Annotated in this window: 22 protein-coding genes; 11 read left to right on the top strand and 11 right to left on the bottom strand. The window is 70.4% G+C overall.

Annotated features, from left to right (window positions below; genetic code table 11):
• Positions 1-15 precede the first annotated feature (15 nt).
• The 7 genes from ispC to rpsB form a co-directional block, all read right to left on the bottom strand.
• Positions 16-1,200 (bottom strand): 1-deoxy-D-xylulose-5-phosphate reductoisomerase, encoded by a 1,185-nt coding sequence (ispC, locus tag ABWV53_RS07910; RefSeq protein ID WP_353364651.1) that lies wholly within the window; start codon positions 1,198-1,200, stop codon positions 16-18.
• Positions 1,197-2,051, bottom strand: a complete 855-nt coding sequence (locus tag ABWV53_RS07915) for a phosphatidate cytidylyltransferase (RefSeq protein WP_353364653.1) — start codon at positions 2,049-2,051, stop codon at positions 1,197-1,199. Before ABWV53_RS07915 ends, ispC begins: the two co-directional genes overlap by 4 nt.
• Positions 2,052-2,086: 35 nt before the next feature.
• The gene (gene uppS / locus ABWV53_RS07920; protein ID WP_353364655.1) at positions 2,087-2,845 is read right to left on the bottom strand and encodes a polyprenyl diphosphate synthase; all 759 of its coding nucleotides are present in this window, start codon (positions 2,843-2,845) and stop codon (positions 2,087-2,089) included.
• Positions 2,846-2,883: 38 nt separating this feature from the next.
• Complete coding sequence (gene frr / locus ABWV53_RS07925) at positions 2,884-3,444, bottom strand: ribosome recycling factor (protein WP_353364657.1); 561 nt, start codon at positions 3,442-3,444, stop codon at positions 2,884-2,886.
• A gap of 46 nt (positions 3,445-3,490) precedes the next feature.
• Positions 3,491-4,213 (bottom strand): UMP kinase, encoded by a 723-nt coding sequence (gene pyrH / locus ABWV53_RS07930; protein ID WP_353364659.1) that lies wholly within the window; start codon positions 4,211-4,213, stop codon positions 3,491-3,493.
• Positions 4,214-4,271: 58 nt separating this feature from the next.
• Positions 4,272-5,201, bottom strand: a complete 930-nt coding sequence (tsf, locus tag ABWV53_RS07935) for a translation elongation factor Ts (protein ID WP_353364661.1) — start codon at positions 5,199-5,201, stop codon at positions 4,272-4,274.
• Between the two features lie 107 nt (positions 5,202-5,308).
• Complete coding sequence (gene rpsB / locus ABWV53_RS07940; protein ID WP_056663881.1) at positions 5,309-6,061, bottom strand: 30S ribosomal protein S2; 753 nt, start codon at positions 6,059-6,061, stop codon at positions 5,309-5,311.
• A gap of 283 nt (positions 6,062-6,344) precedes the next feature.
• On the opposite strand from rpsB, the gene ABWV53_RS07945 reads away from it, so the two are divergent.
• The 3 genes from ABWV53_RS07945 to ABWV53_RS07955 all read left to right on the top strand — a co-directional run bounded on the left by ABWV53_RS07945 (position 6,345) and on the right by ABWV53_RS07955 (position 9,597).
• Entirely contained in the window at positions 6,345-7,610 is a 1,266-nt protein-coding gene (locus ABWV53_RS07945; RefSeq protein ID WP_353364663.1) for an FAD-dependent oxidoreductase, read from the top strand.
• A gap of 79 nt (positions 7,611-7,689) precedes the next feature.
• Entirely contained in the window at positions 7,690-9,225 is a 1,536-nt protein-coding gene (locus tag ABWV53_RS07950) for an NAD(P)H-hydrate dehydratase (protein ID WP_353364665.1), read from the top strand.
• A 195-nt stretch (positions 9,226-9,420) separates the two neighbouring features.
• Positions 9,421-9,597, top strand: coding sequence for a hypothetical protein (locus ABWV53_RS07955; RefSeq protein ID WP_353364667.1), 177 nt, complete (start codon positions 9,421-9,423; stop codon positions 9,595-9,597).
• Positions 9,598-9,757: 160 nt separating this feature from the next.
• Here the strand turns inward: ABWV53_RS07955 and ABWV53_RS07960 are convergent, their stop codons facing one another.
• The 4 genes from ABWV53_RS07960 to ABWV53_RS07975 form a co-directional block, all read right to left on the bottom strand.
• Complete coding sequence (locus ABWV53_RS07960) at positions 9,758-10,465, bottom strand: hypothetical protein (RefSeq protein ID WP_353364669.1); 708 nt, start codon at positions 10,463-10,465, stop codon at positions 9,758-9,760.
• Positions 10,462-11,466 carry an MlaD family protein gene (locus ABWV53_RS07965; protein ID WP_353364671.1) on the bottom strand — a complete coding sequence of 335 codons (1,005 nt, stop codon included), beginning with the start codon at positions 11,464-11,466 and terminating at the stop codon, positions 10,462-10,464. Before ABWV53_RS07965 ends, ABWV53_RS07960 begins: the two co-directional genes overlap by 4 nt.
• A gap of 19 nt (positions 11,467-11,485) precedes the next feature.
• Positions 11,486-12,298: an MlaE family ABC transporter permease gene (locus ABWV53_RS07970; RefSeq protein WP_353366668.1), complete on the bottom strand. Its 813-nt coding sequence runs from the start codon at positions 12,296-12,298 to the stop codon at positions 11,486-11,488.
• Between the two features lie 107 nt (positions 12,299-12,405).
• The gene (locus ABWV53_RS07975; protein ID WP_353364673.1) at positions 12,406-12,864 is read right to left on the bottom strand and encodes a Cd(II)/Pb(II)-responsive transcriptional regulator; all 459 of its coding nucleotides are present in this window, start codon (positions 12,862-12,864) and stop codon (positions 12,406-12,408) included.
• A 120-nt stretch (positions 12,865-12,984) separates the two neighbouring features.
• On the opposite strand from ABWV53_RS07975, the gene ABWV53_RS07980 reads away from it, so the two are divergent.
• The 8 genes from ABWV53_RS07980 to ABWV53_RS08015 all read left to right on the top strand — a co-directional run bounded on the left by ABWV53_RS07980 (position 12,985) and on the right by ABWV53_RS08015 (position 22,402).
• Positions 12,985-15,141 (top strand): heavy metal translocating P-type ATPase, encoded by a 2,157-nt coding sequence (locus ABWV53_RS07980; RefSeq protein WP_353364675.1) that lies wholly within the window; start codon positions 12,985-12,987, stop codon positions 15,139-15,141.
• Positions 15,142-15,278: 137 nt separating this feature from the next.
• Positions 15,279-16,214 carry a LysR substrate-binding domain-containing protein gene (locus ABWV53_RS07985; RefSeq protein ID WP_353364677.1) on the top strand — a complete coding sequence of 312 codons (936 nt, stop codon included), beginning with the start codon at positions 15,279-15,281 and terminating at the stop codon, positions 16,212-16,214.
• A 129-nt stretch (positions 16,215-16,343) separates the two neighbouring features.
• Positions 16,344-17,783 carry an FAD-dependent tricarballylate dehydrogenase TcuA gene (gene tcuA, locus ABWV53_RS07990; RefSeq protein ID WP_353364679.1) on the top strand — a complete coding sequence of 480 codons (1,440 nt, stop codon included), beginning with the start codon at positions 16,344-16,346 and terminating at the stop codon, positions 17,781-17,783.
• 1 nt (position 17,784) lies between these two features.
• Positions 17,785-18,993 (top strand): tricarballylate utilization 4Fe-4S protein TcuB, encoded by a 1,209-nt coding sequence (gene tcuB, locus ABWV53_RS07995; protein WP_353364681.1) that lies wholly within the window; start codon positions 17,785-17,787, stop codon positions 18,991-18,993.
• A 23-nt stretch (positions 18,994-19,016) separates the two neighbouring features.
• Positions 19,017-19,403 carry a hypothetical protein gene (locus ABWV53_RS08000; RefSeq protein WP_353364683.1) on the top strand — a complete coding sequence of 129 codons (387 nt, stop codon included), beginning with the start codon at positions 19,017-19,019 and terminating at the stop codon, positions 19,401-19,403.
• A 20-nt stretch (positions 19,404-19,423) separates the two neighbouring features.
• On the top strand, positions 19,424-20,272 hold the full coding sequence (locus ABWV53_RS08005) for an alpha/beta fold hydrolase (RefSeq protein WP_353364685.1): 849 nt from the start codon (positions 19,424-19,426) through the stop codon (positions 20,270-20,272).
• A gap of 65 nt (positions 20,273-20,337) precedes the next feature.
• Positions 20,338-21,504, top strand: coding sequence for an ABC transporter substrate-binding protein (locus ABWV53_RS08010; RefSeq protein ID WP_502903848.1), 1,167 nt, complete (start codon positions 20,338-20,340; stop codon positions 21,502-21,504).
• A 28-nt stretch (positions 21,505-21,532) separates the two neighbouring features.
• The gene (locus tag ABWV53_RS08015) at positions 21,533-22,402 is read left to right on the top strand and encodes a branched-chain amino acid ABC transporter permease (protein ID WP_353364687.1); all 870 of its coding nucleotides are present in this window, start codon (positions 21,533-21,535) and stop codon (positions 22,400-22,402) included.
• Position 22,403 lies beyond the last annotated feature (1 nt).

Raw genomic sequence — 22,403 nt, forward strand, 5'->3', positions numbered from 1 at the left:
TGTTCCCGGCAAGGGTCAGAAGGATGTGTGCAGACGGCCGGCGATGCGGTCGGCCGCCGCGCGGGCCTGGGCGTCCAGCGCCAGCAGGGCTTCGAGCGAGTCCGGCTTGGAGGGCGAAAGGGCCTCCAAAGTTGCAAGGTTCAACTGGTGAATCTGATCGAAGCGGATCCGGCGATCCAGGAACGCGGCCACCGCCACCTCGTTGGCGGCGTTCAGCACCGCCGTGGTGCCCGGCACGGCACGCAGCGCCTGCCACGACAGATGCAGGCCCGGAAAGCGCGTGGCGTCCGCCTCTTCGAACGTCAGGCCGGCCAGGGCCGTGAAGTCGAGCCGCGCCGCCCCGCTCTCGATGCGTTCCGGCCAGGCCAGGCCGCAGGCGATCGGCACGCGCATGTCGGGCGTGCCCAGCTGCGCGATGATCGATGCGTCGACGAACTGCACCATCGAATGGATGATCTGCTGCGGATGGATGACGACCTTGATCTGCTCGGGTGCGAGGTCGAACAGCCAGCGTGCCTCGATCACCTCCAGCGCCTTGTTCATCATGGTCGCCGAATCCACCGAGATCTTGCGGCCCATCGAGAAATTCGGGTGCGCGCACGCCTGCTCGGGCGTCACCTCGCGCAGCGTGGCCGGATCGCGTTGGCGGAACGGGCCACCCGACGCCGTGAGGATCACATGATCGATGCGGCGCGCCCAGGTGGAGGCGTCTTCCGGCAGGCTCTGGAAGATCGCCGAATGCTCGCTGTCGATGGGCAGCAAGGTGGCGCCGCCCGACTTCACCGCCGCCATGAACAGGTCGCCGCCGACGACCAGGGCTTCCTTGTTGGCCAACAGCAGCCGCTTGCCGGCCTGCGCGGCGGCCAGGCAGGGCGCCAGCCCGGCAGCGCCCACGATGGCGGCCATGACCATGTCGACGTCGGGATGGGATGCTATCTTTTCAATAGCATCAGGCCCTTGCAGTACCTGCGTCGGCAGCCCATTCGCCTGGATCTTTTCGGCCAGTGCCTGCGCATGCGGCGCGCTGGCCATCACGGCGAAGCGGGGGCGGAACCGGGCGCACTGGGCCAGCATCTGGTCGACCTGCGTCGCGGCGCTGAGCGCGAAGATCTCGTAGCGGTCCGGGTGACGGCTCACCACGTCGAGCGTGCTGGTACCGATCGATCCGGTCGATCCCAAGACGGTGAGGCGTTGTTTCATGCGGCAGCGAAAGAGGAAAGCATCAGGGCCAGGGGCAGCGTGGGCAGCAGCGCATCGATGCGGTCGAGCACGCCCCCGTGGCCGGGCAGCAGCGCGCTGCTGTCCTTCGCGCCGGCGCTGCGCTTGATGAGCGACTCGACCAGGTCGCCCACCACGCTCATCGCCGCCATGAACACGGCGCCGATCAACACCAGCCACCAGCCGGATGCCGCCAGGCGGCTGTAGAAGCTGGGCACGCCCGCCTGGAAATACCGGTCGGCCGCCACCCACGCGCACGCCAGCACCACCACGCCGGCCATGCCGCCCCAGACGCCTTCCCAGCTCTTGCCGGGGCTGATCGAGGGGGCGAGCTTGCTCCGGGTGAACCGCAGGCCGAAGGCCCGGCCGGCGAAATAGGCAAAGATGTCGGCCACCCAGACGAGCACCAGGATGGACAGGAGGAAGTTGATGCCCGTCATGCGGGCCTGGACCACGGCCACCCAGGCCATCCAGAGCGCGAGGATGCCGCCCACCAGGCGCACCGCCCGGGGCACCCGGGGCCAGCCGGCCACCCCGCCGCGCAACAGCCATGCGCCGCCCAACACCCACGCGGCGCCACCCACGGCCCACACCCAGGGCAGAGGGACGTGCAGGCCCCCCAGCGCCCAGGTCGCGCCGCACAGCGCGACGCACACGCCGCCGATCGCCAACGCCCCCGCGCCCTGCACCCCGTTGAGGCGGGCCCATTCCCACGCGCCGGCGGCCATGAGCACCAGCACCACGGCCGTGAAGGGAACCGGCGACGGATAGAACAGCGCCGGCAGCAGGATGGCCAGCAGGACCAGGGCAGTGATGACACGCTGTTTGAGCATGGAGCGCCCTTCGAATGGGGAGGTGGGAAGAAAAATCAGGCGTGCAGCGGATCGGTCCGTGGCACCGCCGCATTCAGGACCTGCGCGGAGGTGCGGCCGAAGCGCCGCTCGCGCCGAGCGAACGAGGCGATGGCTTCATCGAGCGCCGTCTCGTCGAAGTCGGGCCACAGGCGGTCGCTGAAGAACAGCTCCGAATACGCGGCCTGCCACAGCAAAAAGTTGCTGATGCGCATCTCACCGCCAGTGCGGATGACGAGGTCGGGGTCCGGCACGTGGGCCAGTCCCATGGTGGTATGCAGGCTCGCCTCGGTGATGGGCTCGCCGCGCGCGGCCAGCGTGGCCGCCGCCTGGGCGATGTCCCAGCGGCCGCCATAGTTGAAGCACACGTTGAGCACCAGCCGCTGGTTGTGCGCCGTGGCGCGCTCGGCCTCGCAAAGCCCCAGACGGACCTTCTCGGACAGGCTCTCCTTGTCGCCCACGAAGTGCAGGCGAACGCCGTCCTTCAGCAGGTGCGGCACCTCCCGCGACAAGGCCCGGGCGACAAGGTCCAGCAGCCCGGACACCTCGTCGGCCGGGCGGTTCCAGTTCTCGGACGAGAAGGCGAACACCGTCAGCACCGACACGCCGCGGTCGGCGCACGCGCGCGCGCAGCGGCGCAGCGATTCGACCCCCTGGCGGTGGCCGGCCAGGCGCGGCAGGAAGCGGCGGGTAGCCCAGCGGCCGTTGCCGTCCATCACGATGGCGATGTGCGCGGGAACGCCGGACGGCGCGGTGGGCAGGGAGGGAGCACCCATGGCAGGAAAGCAGGCAGAACGGCCGGACGCACGAGGCGTCAGACCGCCATGATGTCCTGTTCCTTGGCGCTCACCAGCGCGTCGATCGCGGCGATGTGCTTGTCGGTCAGCTTCTGCACGTCGGCTTCGGCGCGCTTCTGGTCGTCCTCGGACGCCAGCTTGTCCTTCACAAGCTTCTTCACGCTTTCGTTCGCGTCGCGGCGCAGGTTGCGCACCGCCACCTTGGCGCCCTCGCCTTCGTTGCGCACCAGCTTGGTCATTTCCTTGCGGCGCTCTTCGCTCATGGGCGGCAGCGGCACGCGGATCAGATCGCCCATGGATGCGGGATTCAGGCCCAGGTCGCTTTCGCGGATGGCCTTCTCGATCTTGGCGCCCATGCCCTTTTCCCAGGGCTGCACGCTGATCGTGCGCGAATCGATGAGCGAGACGTTGGCCACCTGCGACAGGGGCACGGCGGAGCCGTAGTACTCGACCATCACCGAGTCCAGCAGCGCCGGGTTGGCGCGGCCGGTGCGGATCTTGCCCAGGTTGTTGTTCAGTGCCGCGATGGACTGGTCCATCTTGGTCTCGACATTGTTCTTGATATCGGCAATCGTCATTTCGTTCTCCTCTGCAAAGGGCCGCGCCCGCAGCGCCGGCCAGCCGTCAAGCGTACACCAGCGTGCCTTCGTCCTCGCCCATCACCACGCGCTTGAGCGCGCCGTGCTTGATGATGGAGAACACGCGGATCGGCAGCTTCTGGTCGCGGCACAGCGCGAACGCGGTGGCGTCCAGAATGCCCAGGTTGCGCGACATGGCTTCGTCGAACGTCAGCTGGGTGTAGCGGGTGGCGGACGGATCCTTCTTGGGATCGGCCGTGTAGACGCCGTCCACCTTGGTGGCCTTCAGCACCACCTCGGCGCCGATCTCGGCACCGCGCAGGGCCGCGGCCGTGTCGGTGGTGAAGAAGGGGTTGCCGGTGCCGGCGGCGAAGACCACCACCTTGCCCTCTTCCAGGTACTGCAGCGCCTTGGGCCGAACGTAGGGCTCGACCACCTGCTCGATGGCGATGGCGGACATCACGCGGGCCGTGAGGCCCTGCTTGTCCATCGCGTCGGCCAGCGCCAGCGCGTTCATCACGGTGGCGAGCATGCCCATGTAGTCGGCGGTGGCACGGTCCATGCCGACCGAGCCGCCGGCCACGCCGCGAAAGATGTTGCCGCCCCCAATGACCACCGCCACCTGCACACCCATGCGGGTGACTTCGGCGATCTCCTCCACCATGCGGACGATGGTGGCGCGGTTGATGCCGAACGCGTCGTCACCCATGAGCGCCTCGCCAGACAACTTGAGCAGAATGCGCTTGTGGGCTGGGGCGGCGACGGTCATGAGCGGTTCTCCGTGAGGCAATGCGGGTTCTGAAAGGGGGCGGGGCAACGTGCCGGGATCAGGCGGCCGACTTGGCAGCCGCCACTTGCGCAGCCACTTCCGCCGCGAAGTCGTCGACCTTCTTTTCGATGCCTTCGCCGACCACGTACAGGGTGAAGCCCTTAATGGTGGTGTTGGCGGCCTTGAGCATCTGGCCCACGGTCTGCTTGCCGTCGGCAGCCTTCACGAAGACCTGGTCGAACAGCGAGACTTCCTTCAGGTACTTCTGCACGCCGCCTTCGATGCGCTTGTTCACGATCTCGTCGGACTGCACGGGCTTGCCTTCGGCCTGGGCCTTGGCCTTGTCTTCTGCGGCCTTGGCGGCGGCGACCGAGCGTTCCTTTTCGATCAGGTCGGCAGGCACGTCGGCGCTGGTCAGGGCGACGGGCTTCATGGCGGCGATGTGCATGGCCACGTCCTTGGCGGCGACGTCGTCGCCTTCGAACTCGACCACCACGCCGATGCGCGTGCCGTGCAGGTACGAAGCCAGCTTGCTGGAGCCGGAGAAGTGCTTGAAGCGGCGGAACGACATGTTCTCGCCGATCTTGCCGATCAGGCCCTTGCGGACTTCTTCCAGCGTGGGGCCGAAGCTTTCCTGGCTATAGGGCAGCGCGCCCAGGGCGGCCACGTCGGCAGGGTTGTGCTTGGCGACCAGTTCGGCAGCGGCCTTCGCCAGGGCGATGAAGCTGTCGTTCTTCGACACGAAGTCGGTCTCGCTGTTCACTTCGATCAGGCCGCCGGTGGTTCCGTCGATGTAGCTGGCGACCACGCCTTCAGCGGTGATGCGCGAGGCGGCCTTGCCAGCCTTCGTGCCCAGCTTGACGCGCAGCAGCTCTTCGGCCTTGGCCAGGTCGCCGTCGGCTTCCGTCAGTGCCTTCTTGCATTCCATCATGGGCGCGTCGGTCTTCGCGCGCAGTTCAGCCACCATGCTTGCGGTAATTGCAGCCATCGGTTTTCTCCAATCCAGTTCGGTTCGTTACAGAATAAAAGGCTAAAAAAAAGGGGGCTCACTCAGGGGCCCCGCTTTGTTTCGCGACGCATCGCGTGGCCCGGAAATCAGGCAGCGGTTTCTTCCACTTCCACGAATTCGTCGGAGCCTTCCTTCGACACGGCCTTGGCCACGTCGTTCACGGCGTCGTTGCGGCCTTCGATGATCGCGTCGGCGATACCGCGGGCATACAGTGCCACGGCCTTGGCCGAGTCGTCGTTGCCGGGGATCACGTAGTCGATGCCTTCAGGCGAGTGGTTGGAGTCCACCACGCCGATCAGCGGGATGCCCAGCTTCTTGGCTTCGGCCACGGCGATCTTGTGGAAGCCGACGTCGATGATGAAGATGGCGTCGGGCAGGGCGTTCATGTCCTGGATGCCGCCGATGTCGCGCTCGAGCTTGGCGATTTCGCGGCTGAACGTCAGCTGCTCTTTCTTGCTCAGGCTGTCGAGGCCGGCTTCCTGCTGGGCCTTCATGTCCTTCAGGCGCTTGATCGACGTCTTGACGGTCTTGAAGTTGGTCAGCATGCCGCCCAGCCAGCGCTGGTCGACGAAGGGCACGCCGGCGCGTTGCGCTTCGGTGGCCAGGATTTCGCGGGCCTGGCGCTTGGTGCCGACCATCAGGATGGTGCCGCGGTTGGCAGCCAGCTGCTTGGCGAACTTTTGTGCTTCCTGGAACAGCGGGAGCGACTTTTCCAGGTTGATGATGTGGATCTTGTTGCGATGGCCGAAGATGTACGGGGCCATCTTGGGGTTCCAGAAGCGGGTTTGGTGGCCGAAGTGGACACCGGCTTCCAGCATTTCGCGCATGGTGACGGACATGTGATTCTCCAAAAGGTTGGGTCTTAAATCCAGCCCCGACTTCACGCGCAGGGCGCCGCGAAAGCGGCAAGGCGTGACACCTTGGAGGGGCTGGTTTGCGATTGGTCTTGCCAGATGCCGCGAAGCCCTCACGGCCCGCGGTCATCGGCAAAACCATGGGATTCTAGCACAGAGGCAGCCGCTCATTCAGCCGCCGGCCCCGCGCGGGCTGGGCGGGCCACTCCCAAAACAATAGCTGCCCATGCCCATGCAACGGGCGCTGCAGGCCGGATAATCCCCAGCCATGCAGATCGCTATCGTCGGTGCCGGCATTGTCGGCGCCGCCACCGCCCATGAACTCGCCATCGACGGCCACGACGTCACCGTTTTCGAGCAGCGCAGCGCCGCGGCCGAAGAAGCCAGCTTCGCCAACGCGGGCCTGCTGTCGCCCGCGCTGCTGATTCCCTGGGCCGCCCCGAGCCTGGAAGGCGGGCTGCGGCGACAGCTCTGGGGTGCCCAGGCCACGCTGCGGCTGGCGGGCGGCACCGGGCGCACCGACTTGGCCTGGCTCTGGCAATGGCGGCGCGCAGCGCGCTCGCCCAACGCACCTGCCACCCTGGCGGCACTGGCGCGGCTGGGCCAGTACAGCCTGGCGCGCACCCGCCAGGCCGCCGCCGACATGGGCATGGACGCCGAAACCAGCCGGGGCACCCTCTTGCTGCTGCGCACCGCGCAGGAACAGGCGCGGCTGGAGCCCGCGCTGCAGGCGCTGCGCGAAGCGGGCGTGGTCGTCAACGCGGTCGATGCCGACACCGCCCGGCTGATCGAGCCCGGCCTCGGCCCCGAGCTGCCGCTGGCCGGCGCGCTGCACACGCCGGAGGGCGAATCCGGCAATTGCCGGCTGTTCGCCCAGATGCTGCGCTATGCCGCGCAGGAACGCGGCGCCCGGTTCGTCTTCCAGGCGCGTGTGCAGGCGGTGGGCTCGGCACCGACCAGCCTGCGCATCGCGGGCGACGCCGCCGGCGCGGTGCGCCGCTTCGATGCCGTCGTGCTGTGCGCGGGCACGGCGACCGCCGCCCTTTTGCGGCCGCTGGGCGCGGCGCTGCCGCTCAAGGCGCTGCACGGCTATTCGATCAGCGCCCCGGTGCGCGACGAGTGCCACGCGCCGCAGGGCGCCATCATCGATCCGCACCACCGCGTGACCATCACCCGGCAAGGCCAGCGCGTGCGCGTGGCAGGCGGCGCGGAACTGGGCCAGAGCGGCAGCGCGGCAGAGCCGGAGCACCACGCGCCCACCCTCCAGAAGCTCTACCACACGCTCTCGGGCTGGTTTCCGGGCGGCGCGCAGCTGTCGTCGGCGCAGGTGCAGGTGTGGCGCGGCGCGCGGCCCATGCTGCCCGACGGCGCACCGGTGATCGGGGCCAGCGGCATGCCGGGGGTGTGGGTCAACGCGGGCCACGGTGCGGCGGGCTGGGCGCAGGCCTGCGGCAGCGCGCGCATCGTGGCCGACCTGCTGGCGCAGCGCGAACCCGGAGTGGACGTGCAGGCACTGGCGATGCGCCGCTTCTGACAGGCGGCTGCCAGGGGCCTCTCACCGCCGGGCGCCCTCCCCCGGGGCCGGCGCTGCCCACGGCCGCCACAATGGGCGCATGCTCCAGCGCGTCACCCTCCAGCAGCCCCACCCCCTTCACGATGCGGCCGGCACGCGCCGCCTGGAGGCGTCCGCCGCCAGCGCGGCGCCCCACGCCCTGATGCAGCGCGCCGGCCTGGCCGTCGCCCGGCTGGCCCAGGCCGTGGCGCCGCACGCCCGCACCGTGTGGCTGGCGTGCGGGGCCGGCAACAACGGCGGTGACGGCCTCGAAGCGGCGATGCACCTGCGACATGCGGGCTACCAGGTGGCGGTCACCTGGGCGGGGACGCCGCAGACCGCGCCGCCCGATGCGCTCGCGTCGTGGCGGCGGGCCCGCGACGCGGGCGTGGCCTTCCTGCCCGACGCGCCCGAAGACCTCGGCCCGCAGGATCTCTGCATCGACGCCCTGCTCGGCATCGGCCTGTCCAGCGCGCCGCGCAGCCGACCGGTCGCCAGCGAACTGCAGCGGCTGCTGCGCCGCGTGCAGGCGGCCACCGCGCCCGTGCTGTGCGTGGACCTGCCCTCCGGCCTCATCGCCGACACGGGCCAGTTCGCCGCGGGACTGGAGCCTGCCGAAGAGCGGCCTCGCTCGGCCCGGCACACCCTGTCCCTGCTGACGCTCAAGCCGGGCCTCTTCACCGGGGTGGGCCGCGACGTGGCCGGTACGGTGTGGCGGGACGACCTCGGCATCGACACCCTGGCGGAGCCGCCCTGCGCGCTGCTGTCCGCCCCGCCGGCCAGCGGGCCGCGGGCGCATGCCAGCCACAAGGGCAGCTTCGGCGACGTGGCCATCGTCGGCGGCGAGGGGCTGCAGGCCCGTGGCCTGGGCATGACGGGGGCGGCGCTGCTGGCCGCGTCGGCCGCGCTGCATGGCGGCGCCGGGCGGGTGATGCTGGCGCTGCTGGACGGCGGCGCGCTGCAGGTCGATGCGCTGCAACCGGAATGCATGCTCCGGCGCTTCGACGCGCTGGCGCTGGACACCGCCACGGTGGTGTGCGGCTGCGGCGGCGGCGACGCGGTGCAGGGCGTGCTGCCTGCCGTGTTGAACGAGGCGCGCCGGCTGGTGCTCGATGCGGACGCGCTCAATGCCGTGGCGAAAGACCCGGCGCTTCAGGCCGCGCTGGCCGGGCGGGCGGACCGCTGGGGCAGCGGCGCCACGGTGCTGACTCCCCATCCGCTGGAGGCCGCCCGCCTGCTGGGCAGCGACACCCGGCAGGTGCAGGGCGACCGCCTGGGGGCCGCTCACGGCCTGGCAGTGGCGTTTAGCTGCGCCGTGGTGCTGAAGGGGTCGGGCACGGTGGTGGCCGCGCCCGGCCAGACGCCCCGAATCAACCCCACCGGCAACGGCCTGCTGGCCACGGGCGGCACGGGCGACGTGCTGGCCGGCCTGCTGGGCGCGCGGCTCGCCGCCCAGCCGGCCATAGAACGGGACGGCGCGGCGGCATTCGACGCTGCGGTGCAGGCCTGCTGGCTGCATGGCGAGGTCGCCGACGGATGGCCGGCGGGCCGGCCCCTCACCGCGTCGGCACTGGCGCGGGCGCTGCACCCCGCCTGACGGTGTGGCGTGCGGGTCCAACCACCCGCGATTGCGCGTCAACGGATTCCAAAATACGGCAACCAAAGGTAAATTGACTTGCCGCACGCTTCACCATGGCTTTGTCCGACATTTTCAGGGGGCGGGTTCGCTTTTAATTCATTCAGCGCCAGCGCTCCCCCTTCCACCCTTCACTTCCATCGTCAGGACACCGCCATGAAACGCCTTCCATCCGGACTTCGCGATTTCACCGCTTTCACCGTCACCGTGCTGCTGGCGGTTGCCGCCACGGCCATGACGCTGGTGCCCGACGAGGCGGTGCAGGCGGCCGATTCTCTCGTCACGCTGCCCGACCACCTGGACGCGATCTTTCCCGTCGACGCGGTGCATTGAGCGGCGGCGAAAGCCAGCGGTGACCCAGGCCTCAGGCCTCGGTCGGTCCCCCTTTCGGTGAGCGACCCCGCCCACCAACCCCACCCTCTTCGGCACGCTCCACCAGCCTGCGAGCAGCCCGCCGCCCAGCGCGGCACCTTGCCGTCGCGCCAGGGCCCATTCAGCGGCCAGGTGCCCCCTGCTGAAGTACCACGTCGATGCGCCTTTGCGCGGCGGCCGCCCCGACTGCATCGCCCGCCGCCTGCGCCTGCCTGACCTGCAGACCCAGCCACGCCAGCAGCGCACGGCGCCAACCCTGCTGTGATGCCGTGCCGACGGCCAACGCCACCGTGTCGTCGCCCGCTGCGGCAGCACCCACGGCGGCCGACCCCGCCACGAGCCGCGACAGCGGATCGTTGATGCCGCGAAGCACCCGCGCATCGCCAGGCGCTGCCGCCGCCTGGCGCTGCGCCGCCGGCAGCAGAGCCAGCTCGCCCGGCGCGATGCGCCCGGCCAGGTAATCGGCATAGGCGCGCTCGGCGGGCTGCGCGTCGGCACGCAGCGCCTCGAAAGCCGCGCATGCCGAAAGATCCAGCGCCGCACGCTGCGCGGCGCAACGCAGCAACTCCAGCCGCGCCAGCAGGTCGGGCCGGCCGGTGCGGGCGATTTCGCCGCGCGCACGTGACCACTCCAGCTCGGCCACCCGCGTGTCGCCTGACAGGTAGGCCTCCGTGGCCCTGGTGGCGGACGCATGGGCGTTCAGCTCCCAGTCGGGCGCCGCCGGGCGGCTGCCGCAGGCCGCCAGGGCAGCTGCCAGCAGCAGGGGCCACGCGGCACGCGAGCCTGCCGCCCCGGCGCGAAAGAACGAGGTCGGGCGGTTCGGGGTCATGGCAGCTTCAGTTCGGTGTCACGCGCAAACGGCCATTTGCGCTGGATGTCGCCCACCAGGTTTTCCACCCTGCGCAGGTTGGCTTCGACCTCGGCGCGCAGCGTGCCCAGGTCGTCGGTGGCCGCGCGGGTGTTGGCACCGATGGCCTGCGCCTCGGCCAGCACCGCGTCCACCTTCTTCAGGCTCTGGCGCGTGTCGGCCAGCAGGCCGTTCAGCTGCACCACCGTTGCGCGTACCTCGGGCACCAGTCCTGAGTCGCCCGCCGCGCCGAAGACCTGCCGGTCGGCCTTTGCGGCCATGCCATCGATGCGGGCCAGCAGCTGGTTCGTGCGGTCGAGCGTGCGCGTGATCTTGGCGGCATCCTGGGCGTTGCCCATCAGCACACCCAGCGCGCCGCCCGGCGCGTTGAGCCGCTCGGTCAGCGTGCGCACGTTCGCCACCGTGCCGCTGAGCGCGGCGCCCTCGGCGGTGATGGCGTTCAGGTTGCCCAGCAGCTCGCGGGCCGACGCCATCAGCTGCGGGATCTCGGCGGTGGCGTCGCCGCGCAGCACCGGCCGCTCTGCGCCGTCCTGCAGCGGCGGGTCGGCGAGGATGCCGCTGTAGGCCTTGATGGTGGTGCCGCCCACGATGCCGCGCACCAGAGTGAACACGCTGGATTGGCGCAGCCAGTGCGCGTCGCGCCGCGCCACGTCGATGAGGATGCGCACGTCGCCGCCTTGCGCCAGCTCAATGGCCCGCACCCGGCCGATGGGAAAGCCGGAGAAGGTCATGTCCATGCCGACGGCCACGCCCTCCGAATCGTCGGCGGTGAGCACCAGGCGCTGCGTGGGCTCGAACACGCCCCGCGCATAGAGCAGGTAGAGCGCCGCGCCGATCACGAGCGCCAGCGTAAGGACCAGCAGCGCGGCCGCCTTGCGCTCCATGTGCGCCACGGGGCGCAGCAGCAGTTCATCGGTGGGCGGCGGGGGAACTTCGCGGGGATCGGGGTCGTGGGGTGTCATCGCAAAAGGCGTTGAGGCGTCAGTAATAGTTGCCCACCAGCGACGCGATCTCGATCAGCAGCAGCACGGCGAACATGCGCGCCAGGCCGCCGAGTTCCGAGGCGGGTTGCATCGCGGTGCGCGGCTGGCCGGTTTCATAGAGGCCCGCCGCCGTGGGGATCAGCGCCACCGCCAGGCTGAAGAACAGGGTCTTGAGCACGAACACCAGCGTGATCTGCGGCGTGAAGACCTGGCCGAACATGCGGGTGTAGCCCGGCAGTTCCGACGTGTTGAAGCCATAGACGCCGAGGTAGGCCATGACCAGCGCCACCACGCACGACAGCGCCGCCAGCGTGATGCTCGCATACACGCCCGCCACCACGCAGGGCAGCACCTCCACGCGCACCGGGTCGGCGCCGTGCGCGGCGAGCGCCGCCAGCCTGCCGGACTGCCGCAGCAGCGCCAGCTGGGTACCGCTGGGAATGGTGGCGCGCATGGCGACGAACAGCGCGGCGGTGAGCGGGATCAGCTCCAGCACCAGCACGCGGATCACCATCTCGAGGGCGTAGCGCGACAGCCCGTAGCTCAGCGCCGTCACCACCACGATGCGCGTGATGACCAGGCTGATGAGCGCCGCCAGCACCGTGAAGCCCAGCAGGATGGGCGCCGTGCCCTGGTACACCTGCCGCGCCAGCCGCCAGCGGGCGCTGCGGCTCCAGCTCGAGGGCGACAGCATCAGCACCAGCACGACGGCCCCCAGGTAGACGATGCGCCACCAGGCCAGCGCCCGCCGCCGTACGGCCTGGCCGATGCGCTCGGTCAGCGTGAGGGCGAGAAGCGGGCTGGGGATCATCGGGCGATCATAGGCGAGCAGTGCATGCCTCATGGTCAAAAGTGCCAGCGGCGCTTTCGCACAGGGCGCCTATAGCTATCATTTTCATAGCAATTCGGCGGGGGCGCTCACACGTGCCGGCGGCTGGCCGGGCCCGGCGCGGGCGCGGGCTGGGCGTCGGCGCGCTCGTGCAGCGCCTCGATCACCCGGCAGTGCGCACCCTCGCCGTTGCAGCGCCCGCGCAGCGACAGCAGCTCGGCCTCCAGCACGCGCAGCTCCTCGAGCCGGGTGCGCACGTGCGACAGATGCTCGTCCAGCGTGGCACAGGCGGCATGGTCCGCCTCGGGGCTGCGCACGTCCAGCGCCAGCAGCGAGCGCACTTCGTCCAGCGACATGTCCATGGCCCGGCAAAGGCGGATGAAGCGCAGCCGGTGCACCTCGTCGTCGGTGTAGAGGCGGTACTGGTTGTCCCCCCGCGCCGGCGCGGGCAGCAGGCCTTCCTTGTCGTAGTAGCGGATGTTCGCGGCCGACACGCCCGACAGGCGGGCGGCATCTCCGATACGGTGGTGGGGGCTTGGCGCGGGCATCGCTTGACCTTCGAGTGGCTTCAAGGTTTTCAATCATGCCATCGCGCCGCCGCCCGCCTCTCCCGTTCCCGCTTCGGGCGGCCAGCGCAACAGTTACCGCACCCAAAGGACCGCCCCACCATGACATCGCCCCGCCCGACCACGCCCCCGGCCGCCGCCCGACAGCCTCGCATCGAGGTGTCGTGCTGCGGCCGCGGCTGTTCCACCAGCCCGGCTCCGGCGAGCGCCAGGCCCGCTGCCACCCGCCAGGCCGGGCCTGCGGGTCGGGATAAAGATCACGATCACGATCATGACCATGACCATGACCACGGCCACGGCCACGGCGATGCGCCCGCCAGCCATGCGGGCGACCAGCATGGCGGCCATGACGGCCACGACCATGGCGCCCTGCCCGGCTGGGGCCGGCTGGCCGCCGCACTGCTCCTGGCCCTGGCAGCCGAGCTGCTGCATCTGCTGGGGCCGGACACGACCGCCTGGCGCATCGCGGGCATGGCCGTGGCCGCGGTCGCCATCGTGCTGGCGGGCCTGGGCATCTACCGCAGCGGCCTGCGCTCCCTGCTGCGCGGTCAGCTGGGCATCAGCGCGCTGATGGCCGTGGCCGTCACCGGCGCCTTCGCGATCGGCCAGTGGCCGGAGGCCGCCATGGTGATGGCGCTCTACGCGCTGGCCGAGCGCATCGAGGACGGGGCCGTGGGCCGGGCGCGCAACGCCATCGGCGCGCTGCTGGCGCTCAGCCCCGAGCAGGCCGACCTGCGCGGCGACGACGGCCAATGGCGCACGGTGCCGGCGGCCGAGGTGCCGGTGGGCGGCACCGTGCGCATTCGCCCGGGCGCCCGCGTGCCGCTGGACGGCGTGGTGACCGCCGGCCGTGGCGCGGTGGACGAATCCAGCGTCACCGGCGAGAGCCTGGCGGTGGACAAGGCCCCGGGCGACGCCCTCTTCGCCGGCACGCTGAACGCCCAGGCCGAGCTGCAGTTCCGCGTGACCGCCGCCGCCGGCCAGACCACGCTGGACCGCATCATCCGCGCCGTCGAGGAGGCCCAGGCGACGCGCGCGCCCACCCAGCGCTTCGTCGACCGCTTCGCCGCCCTCTACACCCCGGCCGTCTTCGTGGGCGCGGTGCTGGTGGCCGTGGGCGCGCCGCTGCTGCTCGGCTGGACCTGGCTGGACGCCATCTACCGCGCGCTGGTGCTGCTGGTCATCGCCTGCCCGTGCGCGCTGGTGCTGTCCACGCCCGTCACGGTGGTCAGCGGGCTGGCGGCGGCCGCGCGGCGCGGCATTCTCATCAAGGGCGGGACCTGGCTGGAGCAGGCCCGGGGCATCCGCGCCGTCGCGTTCGACAAGACAGGCACCGTGACGGCCGGGCGGCCGGTGCTGGTGGCCCGCCGCGCCTTCGGCGCCGATGCAGCGGGCGACGTGACGCTGGCGCTCGCCCGCCGCTCCGACCACCCGGTTTCCCGGGCCATCGCCGCGGGCCTGGCGGCGGCCGCGCCAGCGGCAGGCCACGCGCCCGCCGATCTGCCCGAGGTGCAGGATTTCTCCGCCCTGCCCGGCCGGGGGGTGTCCGGCCGGGTGGGCGGCGCCACCTGGGTGCTGGGCAACCGCCGGCTGATGCAGGAGCGCGGCCTCTGGACGCCCGAGGTGGAAGCGGCCGCCGCCGCGCACGAGGACGATGGCCGCAGCGTCACCCTGCTGGCCGACGGCCACGCGGTGCGCGCCCTCTTCGCCGTGTCGGACACGCTGCGCCCGCAGGCCGCCCAGGCGGTGGCCGAGCTGCGCGCCCTCGGCATCGTGCCCGTCATGCTGACTGGCGACCATGCCGCCGCCGCGCACGCCGCCGCCCGCGAAGCCGGCATCACCGAGGTGCACGCCGGCCTGCTGCCCGAGCAGAAGCTCACGGCCATCGCCGCGCTGCAGCAGCGGCACGGCGCCACCGCCATGGCGGGCGACGGCATCAACGACGCGCCGGCGCTGGCGCGGGCCGACGTCGGCTTCGCCATGGGCGCCGCCGGCACCGACGTGGCGATGGAAACCGCCGACGTGGTCATCATGAACGACGACCTGCGCCGCGTGGCCGAGACCGTGCGCCTGTCGCGCCGCACGCATGCCGTGCTGTGGCAGAACATCGCGCTCTCGCTGGGCATCAAGCTGGTGTTCTTCGGACTGGCGCTGGCCGGCCACGCCACCATGTGGATGGCTGTGTTCGCCGACATGGGCGCCAGCCTGCTGGTGGTGGCCAACGGGCTGCGCATGCTGCGGGGCGCGTCGGCGCGATAGAGTCGGGGCCAGGGCGGAAACTCGATTGCTATCGTATTGATAGCACAAGGCCCTTATTGGACAAGCGCGAGAGGCCCATTTGGCTTGAAAACAGCGCCCCGGGGGCCCGCCAGCCCCGCCTTCCCACCCCCGTCAAGATGGAACTGAGACAACTCCGCACCTTCGTGCGTACCGTCGAGCTGGGCTCGATCAGCCGCGCCGCGCTGGACCTGGACATGGTGCAGTCGGCACTCAGCCAGCAGATCAGCCGGCTCGAGTCCGAGCTGTCCACGCGCCTGCTGCAGCGCACGCCCCGAGGCGTGGTGCCCACGCAGGCGGGCCAGGCGTTCTTCCACGAAGCGCAGCTCACCCTGCGGCATGCCGACCAGGCGGTGCTGGCGGCCCAGCAGGCGCGCCTGTCCGGGGCCGTGAGCATCGGGCTGCCGCCCTCCATCGCCTCGGTGCTGGGGCTGCCGCTGATGCGCGCCATGCAGGAGCGCTATCCCGACGTGCGCATGCACATCGTCTCGGCGCTCTCCGGGCACCTGACGGGCCTGCTCAACGCCCGGCAGCTGGACCTGGCCATCCTGTTCGACACGCACAGCGCGCGGCGGTGGTCCATCACGCCGCTGCTGCAGGAACGCCTCTTTCTCATCCAGTCGCGCGGCCGCCCGGTGGCGCCCGGCATCACGCATGCCGATCCGGTGCGCCTCGCCCGGCTCTGCGGCGTGCCGCTCATCCTACCCTCCGGCAGCCACGGCCTGCGCAGCACGGTGACGGCGGCATTCGCCACGGCGGGGGTGCAGCCGACCATGGCGATGGAGATCGATTCCCTGCCCTTGCTGATGGAGGCGGTCGGCGCGGGCTTCGGCGCGACGGTGCAGCCCTGGTCCGCCGTGGCGCTGTACCGCGACGCCGGTGAACGCTTCCAGTGGTCCGAGCTGGCCGACGACCAGGTCCGCCGCGACGCCGCGCTCTGCAGCCTGTCGGACGACGAACTCTCCCCCGCCGGCCTGGCCGCCCGTGTGGTGCTGCTGGACTGTGCCAGGCAGCTGGTGAAGTCGGGCCACTGGATCGGCGCGGCCCTGCACTGACCGACCCATCACGGCACGTGATACCCCCATAGCGAACGGCCCCTGCCCAGGGGCGGCAGCGATTCCTATAGTCCAGCGCAACCCCACGAAACGCTGAACTGCGGCCGGCCACGCCCGTCGCTGCCCACAATGACAAGAGACAACTTCGACACCGATGTGCTGGTGATCGGTGGCGGCAACGCAGCACTGTGCGCCGCGCTGATGGCGCGCGAAGCCGGCGCCCGCGTGCTGCTGCTGGAATCGGCCCCGCGCGACTGGCGGGGCGGCAATTCGGCCCACACCCGCAACCTGCGCTGCATGCACGATGCGCCGCAGGACGTGCTGGTCGAAGCCTATCCCGAAGAAGAGTTCTGGCAGGACCTGCTCAAGGTGACGGGCGGCCTGACCGACGAGCACCTGGCCCGCTTGGTGATCCGCGCCTCCTCCACCTGCCGGGGCTGGATGCGCCGGCACGGCGTGCACTTCCAGCCGCCGCTGTCGGGCGCGCTGCACGTGGCGCGCACTAATGCCTTCTTCATGGGCGGCGGCAAGGCGCTGGTGAATGCGTACTTCCGCAGCGCCGAGGCGCTGGGCGTGCAGGTGCGCTACCGGGCCCCGGTGGACCGGCTGGAGATCGAGCGCGGCGCCTTCCAGGCGGCCTGGGTGGGCGACCAGCGGATCACGGCGCGCAGCTGCGTGCTGGCCGCGGGCGGCTTCGAGTCCAACCGCGAATGGCTGCGCGAGGCCTGGGGCCAGAACGAGCGCGGCGAATGGCCGGCCGACAACTTCCTGATCCGCGGCACGGCCTTCAACCAGGGCGTGCTGCTGCGGCACATGCTCGAGGCGCAGCAGGCCGACGGGATCGGCGACCCGACCCAGGCGCACATGGTGGCGATCGATGCGCGCGCGCCGCTCTACGACGGCGGCATCTGCACCCGCATCGACTGCGTCTCGCTCGGCGTGGTGGTCAACCGGGACGCGCAGCGCTTCTACGACGAGGGCGAGGATTTCTGGCCCAAGCGCTACGCCATCTGGGGCCGCCTCGTGGCCCAGCAGCCGGGCCAGATTGCCTATTCGGTCATCGACGCCAAGGCCATCGGCCGCTTCATGCCGCCGGTGTTCCCGGGCGAGCAGGCCGATTCGCTGCCCGAGCTCGCGCACAAGCTCGGCCTGGACGTGGGGCGGTTCATGCAGACGCTGGGCGCCTACAACGCCGGCTGCCGGCCGGGGACTTTCGACCACACGGCGCTGGACGACTGCCGCACCGACGGCGTGGCGCCCGCCAAGACGCACTGGGCCCGCCCCATCGACACCGCGCCCTTCTACGGCTATGCGCTGCGGCCCGGCGTGACCTTCACCTACCTGGGCCTGAAGACCAACGACACCGCCGCCGTGCACTTTGGCGGCCGGGCCAGCACCAACCTGTTCGTGGCCGGCGAAATGATGGCCGGCAACGTGCTGGGCAAGGGCTACACGGCCGGCGTGGGCATGTCCATCGGCACCGCCTTCGGCCGCATCGCGGGGCGCAACGCCGCGCTCGCCGCGGCCGGCAAGCCCGCCGCGCGCGGCGCAGTGAACGACGAGAGCTGACATGCAGAACCAGAACACGATGGCCCCAGAGGCCCAGGATCGCATGCCCGCCGCGCGCCGGGTGATCCCGATCCGTCCCGCACCGACCGAGAGCGCCTCCGAGGCCGAGGTGGCGCGCGCGCTGCAGATCTGCAATGCCTGCCGCTACTGCGAGGGCTTTTGCGCGGTGTTCCCCGCCATGACGCGGCGGCTGGAGTTCGGCAAGGCCGACGTGCACTACCTGGCCAACCTGTGCCACAACTGCGGGGCCTGCCTGCACGCCTGCCAGTACGCGCCGCCGCACGAATTCGCCGTGAACATCCCGAAGGCCATGGCCGAGGTGCGCGGCCAGACCTACGCGGACTACGCCTGGCCGCCCGCGCTAGGCCGGCTCTACCAGCGCAACGGCCTCACGCTGTCGCTGGCGCTGGCGGCGGGCCTGTTCCTCTTCCTGGCGCTGGCGGTGGCGCTGCAGGGCGGCGTGGCGCGGCTCTGGAGCGACGGGCTGGGCAACAACTTCTACCACCTGTTCCCGCACAACCTGCTGGTGGGGATCTTCGCGCCGGTGTTCCTTTTTGCCGTGTTCGCGCTGGCGATGGGCGTGCGCCGGTTCTGGAAGGATGTGAAGCCCGCCACCAGCGGCGCGGACGTGGGCGCGCCCGCCGCCGCCGAGGCCGCCTCCGACGTGCTGCGCCTCAAATACCTGGGCGGCGGCCACGGCGAAGGCTGCCACGAAGAAGACGATGCCTACACCCTGAAGCGCCGGCGCTTCCACCACCTGACCTTCTACGGCTTTTTGCTGTGCTTCGCCGCCACGTCGCTGGGCACGGTCTACCACTACGCCTTCGGCTGGGTCGCGCCCTACGAGCTGCCCAGCCTGCCCAAGCTGCTGGGCGCCGTGGGCGGCGTGGCGCTGATGGCGGGCACCGCGGGCCTCTGGACGCTGCGCCGCGCCCGCCACCCGCAGCACGGCGACGCAAGGCAGCAGCCCATGGACCTGGGCTTCATCGCCCTGCTGTTCCTGGTGGCCGCCAGCGGCATGGCGCTCTGGCTCGGCCGCAGCACCCCGGCGCTGGCCCTGCTGCTGTGCCTGCACCTGGGCGCCGTGATCGCCTTCTTCGCCACCCTGCCCTACGGCAAGTTCGCCCACGGCATCTTCCGCACCGCCGCCCTGCTGCGCCACAACACCGAGAAGCGCCTGCCCAGCCCCATCGGCGTGGGCGCGGACTGACAACGACACGAAAGGACCGCGCCATGACCGAATCCCTGCAGCAGCGCTTCGAATCCATCGCGCAGCGCGCGAACGCCGATGCCCGGCTGGTGCATCGGGGCCGCCACCTCACCGCCGACCTGAAGGTGGTGGTGGGCGACGCGCCCTACCTGCTGCGCATCCGCGCCGGCAGGGTCGACAGCCTGCAGGCGCAGATGCCCCTGTTCGCGCCGGCCGACCTGGTGATCCGCGCCACGCAGGAGGCCTGGGCGGCCCTGTGGGAGCCGATGCCCCGGCCCGGCTGGCACGACCTCTTCGCGCTGACCAAGCGCGGCGCCATGACCATCGAGGGCGACTCGCACGTGCTGTTCGCCCACCTCCAGTATCTGAAGGACGTCCTGGCCCTGCCGCGCCAGGCGCCCGCCCACTGAACCCCGAGCGAGGATCTGCAATGAAAGCCACCCTGGAACCCATCACCGGCCGGTACGTGCATTTCGACATCCTGGGCGAGAGCTGCCGCGTGTACTTCGAGGAATGCGGCCAGGGCATTCCCCTGCTCTGCCTGCACACCGCCGGATCGGACGGCCGGCAGTTCCGCCACATGCTGTGCGACGAAGACATCACCTCTCGCTTTCGCGTGATCGCGTTCGACATGCCGTGGCACGGCAAGTCGTATCCGCCCGTCGGCTTCCAGGACCGCGACTACGAACTGACCACCGAGCGCTACGTGGCGACCATCCGCGCCTTCATCGCCGCGCTGGAGCTGGACCGGCCGGTGGTCATGGGCTGCTCGATCGGCGGGCGCATCGTGCTGCAGCTGGCCCATGCCCACGGGCCGGAGTTCCGCGCGCTCATCGGCCTGGAGGGCGCCGACCACCAGCAGCCCTGGTACGACACGAGCTGGCTGGACCGCCCCGACGTGCATGGCGGCGAGGTCTGCGCGGCGCTGGTCTCGGGCCTGGTCGCGCCGCAGAGCCCCGCGCAGTACCGCCACGAAACGCTGTGGCAATACAAGCAGAGCGGCCCGGGCATCTTCCGCGGCGACCTGTACTTCTACCGCGTCGATTCAGACCTGCGCGGCAAGCTGGGCGGCATCGACACGCAGACGACACCGCTCTACCTGCTCACCGGCGAATACGACTTCTCGTGCAGCCCCGAGGACACGCTGCGCACCGCGCGCGGCATTCCCGGCGCGCAGGCCTTGGTGATGAAGGAGCTCGGGCACTTTCCCATGAGCGAGAACCCCGCGCAGTTCAAGAAATACATCACCCCGGTGCTGGACGCGATCGCGCAGCGCTGAAGCGTTTCCCCCTGCCTTATTTCCCTTTCCCGTCGATCGCACAACAACCATTCCAGGAGACCACCATGAAGAAGACCTTCGCCACCGCCGCAGCCCTCGCCGCGATGTGCCTCGCAGGCACCGCGTCCGCACAGGAAGAGATCAAGATCGGCGCCATCGTCACGCTGTCGGGCGCGGGCGCGGCCTGGGGGCAGGCCATGCTGTATGCGGCCGAACTCGCCGCCGACGACGTGAACGCCAAGGGCGGGCTGGAGGTGGGCGGCAAGAAGCGGCCGGTGAAAGTGGTGGCCTACGACGACAAGTACCAGGCCGGCGAGGCGGTGACGGCCGCCAACCGCCTGATCTTCGAGGACAAGGTGCAGTACATCATCGGCCCGGTCGGCTCCGCCGCCGCGCTGGCCGTCTCGCCCATCGTGAACAAGAACAAGGTGGTGATGCTCACGCTGGGCTTCACCGACAAGGCGCTGGCGCAGGACAAGCCGTTCAACTTCCGACCCAACCTGACGACGATGGAAACCTCCCAGCCCCAGATCGACTGGATCGTGAAGGCCAAGGGCGTGAAGAAGGTGGGCGGCCTGTTCCCCAACGACGAGACCGGCCAGCAGATCGCACAGGACCTGGAGAAGGCCTACGCCAAGGCCGGCGCCCAGCTCAACGCCAAGGAATTCTTCGAGCGCGAGCGCGTGGACATGATGCCGCTGCTCACGCGCCTGATGGCCAAGGGTGTGGACGCGATCGAGCTGGACGGCAATGCGCCCGGCACCGCGGGCCTGATCGTCAAGCAGGCGCGGGAGCTGGGCTTCAAGGGCGCGATCATCCGCAGCGGCGGCCCCGCCACTCCCGAGATCGTGAACGTGGCGGGAGCGGCCGCCACCAACGGCATGCTGGTGAACACGCCGGTCAACCCGGCCAACGCCGCCGTCAAGGCCTATTCGGACCGCTACTTCGCCAAGTACAAGAAACGCATGAACGGCTTCAGTCCCGCGTTCTACGACGGCACGCACATGCTGTTCCAGGCCATGGCGTCGGCCGGCACGGCGGCGGACACCGACAAGGTGCGCGCCGCGCTCGAGGGCATCAAGGAGTACCAGGGCATCCTGGGCACGCTGAAGTGGACGGGTGCGAGCGTTTACGGCGTGGCCCACCAGATCGACGCGCCCTTCTACATCGCCCGGGTGCAGGACGGCCAGGAGGTGATCGAGGCGACCTGCTCGCTCACCGCGTGCAAGTGACCGGCGTCCACTCTCGGGGAATACCGCCGTGGATGTCACTTTCCTGCTCGGCCAGGCGCTGACCAACGGGCTCATCATCGGGTTGCTGTACCTGCTGATGGCCATCGGCTTCACGCTTGTCTTCGGCGTCATGCGCGTGGTGAACTTCGCGCATGGCGAGTTCTACATGCTGGGCGCCTTCGTGGCCTACGTCTGCGTCACCAGGCTGCAGCTGCCGTTTCTCGCCGCCGTGCTGGCCACCTTCGTGGTCACGCTGGTGGCCGGCTGGCTGATCGAGGTGGTGGTGATGAAGGGCTTCCGGGGCGACGAGCTCAACGGGATGATCGCCACCATCGGCCTGGCGATGATCCTGCAGAACGGCGCGCTGATGGTCTTCGGCCCCGATCCGCAGTCGATGCCCGCCGTGGCCGAAGGCGTGGTCTCGCTCGGGCCGGTGATGCTGCCGATGTCGCGCCTCTACGTGGTGGTGTTCTCGCTGGCGGTGCTGGCGGCGCTCTACGGCTTTCTCATGCACAGCCGCGGCGGCCGGGCGCTGCGCGCCGTGGTGCAGGACTTCGAGATCGCCAACGCCCAGGGCATCCGCTCGCAGTTCATGTACCCGCTGGGCTTCGGCATCGGCGTGGCCCTGGCAGCGGTGGCCGGCGCGCTGATGGCACCCGTCTTCTCGGTGTCGCCCGGCATCGGCTCCACGCCGCTGCTCAAGGCCTTCATCGTGGTGATCCTGGGCGGGCTGGGCAGCATTCCGGGCGCGGCGCTGGCGGCGCTGCTGCTGGGCGTGTTCGAGAGCGTGGCCAACACCTTCATGTCCAGCAGCGTCTCCGACATGCTGCTCTTCGGCTTCGTGATCCTGATGCTGATCTTCCGCCCCTCGGGCCTGCTCGGAAAGGCAGGTCGCTGAA

Origin of the sequence: Acidovorax sp. FG27 (assembly GCF_040365715.1) — a bacterium.
Classification (GTDB): domain Bacteria; phylum Pseudomonadota; class Gammaproteobacteria; order Burkholderiales; family Burkholderiaceae_C; genus Paracidovorax.

Coding starts and splice junctions, on each gene's coding strand:
- ispC (WP_353364651.1), bottom strand. CDS start 1,200: ATGAAACAACGCCTCACCGTCTTGGGATCGACCGGATCGATCGGTACC.
- ABWV53_RS07915 (WP_353364653.1), bottom strand. CDS start 2,051: ATGCTCAAACAGCGTGTCATCACTGCCCTGGTCCTGCTGGCCATCCTG.
- uppS (WP_353364655.1), bottom strand. CDS start 2,845: ATGGGTGCTCCCTCCCTGCCCACCGCGCCGTCCGGCGTTCCCGCGCAC.
- frr (WP_353364657.1), bottom strand. CDS start 3,444: ATGACGATTGCCGATATCAAGAACAATGTCGAGACCAAGATGGACCAG.
- pyrH (WP_353364659.1), bottom strand. CDS start 4,213: ATGACCGTCGCCGCCCCAGCCCACAAGCGCATTCTGCTCAAGTTGTCT.
- tsf (WP_353364661.1), bottom strand. CDS start 5,201: ATGGCTGCAATTACCGCAAGCATGGTGGCTGAACTGCGCGCGAAGACC.
- rpsB (WP_056663881.1), bottom strand. CDS start 6,061: ATGTCCGTCACCATGCGCGAAATGCTGGAAGCCGGTGTCCACTTCGGC.
- ABWV53_RS07945 (WP_353364663.1), top strand. CDS start 6,345: ATGCAGATCGCTATCGTCGGTGCCGGCATTGTCGGCGCCGCCACCGCC.
- ABWV53_RS07950 (WP_353364665.1), top strand. CDS start 7,690: ATGCTCCAGCGCGTCACCCTCCAGCAGCCCCACCCCCTTCACGATGCG.
- ABWV53_RS07955 (WP_353364667.1), top strand. CDS start 9,421: ATGAAACGCCTTCCATCCGGACTTCGCGATTTCACCGCTTTCACCGTC.
- ABWV53_RS07960 (WP_353364669.1), bottom strand. CDS start 10,465: ATGACCCCGAACCGCCCGACCTCGTTCTTTCGCGCCGGGGCGGCAGGC.
- ABWV53_RS07965 (WP_353364671.1), bottom strand. CDS start 11,466: ATGACACCCCACGACCCCGATCCCCGCGAAGTTCCCCCGCCGCCCACC.
- ABWV53_RS07970 (WP_353366668.1), bottom strand. CDS start 12,298: ATGATCCCCAGCCCGCTTCTCGCCCTCACGCTGACCGAGCGCATCGGC.
- ABWV53_RS07975 (WP_353364673.1), bottom strand. CDS start 12,864: ATGCCCGCGCCAAGCCCCCACCACCGTATCGGAGATGCCGCCCGCCTG.
- ABWV53_RS07980 (WP_353364675.1), top strand. CDS start 12,985: ATGACATCGCCCCGCCCGACCACGCCCCCGGCCGCCGCCCGACAGCCT.
- ABWV53_RS07985 (WP_353364677.1), top strand. CDS start 15,279: ATGGAACTGAGACAACTCCGCACCTTCGTGCGTACCGTCGAGCTGGGC.
- tcuA (WP_353364679.1), top strand. CDS start 16,344: ATGACAAGAGACAACTTCGACACCGATGTGCTGGTGATCGGTGGCGGC.
- tcuB (WP_353364681.1), top strand. CDS start 17,785: ATGCAGAACCAGAACACGATGGCCCCAGAGGCCCAGGATCGCATGCCC.
- ABWV53_RS08000 (WP_353364683.1), top strand. CDS start 19,017: ATGACCGAATCCCTGCAGCAGCGCTTCGAATCCATCGCGCAGCGCGCG.
- ABWV53_RS08005 (WP_353364685.1), top strand. CDS start 19,424: ATGAAAGCCACCCTGGAACCCATCACCGGCCGGTACGTGCATTTCGAC.
- ABWV53_RS08010 (WP_502903848.1), top strand. CDS start 20,338: ATGAAGAAGACCTTCGCCACCGCCGCAGCCCTCGCCGCGATGTGCCTC.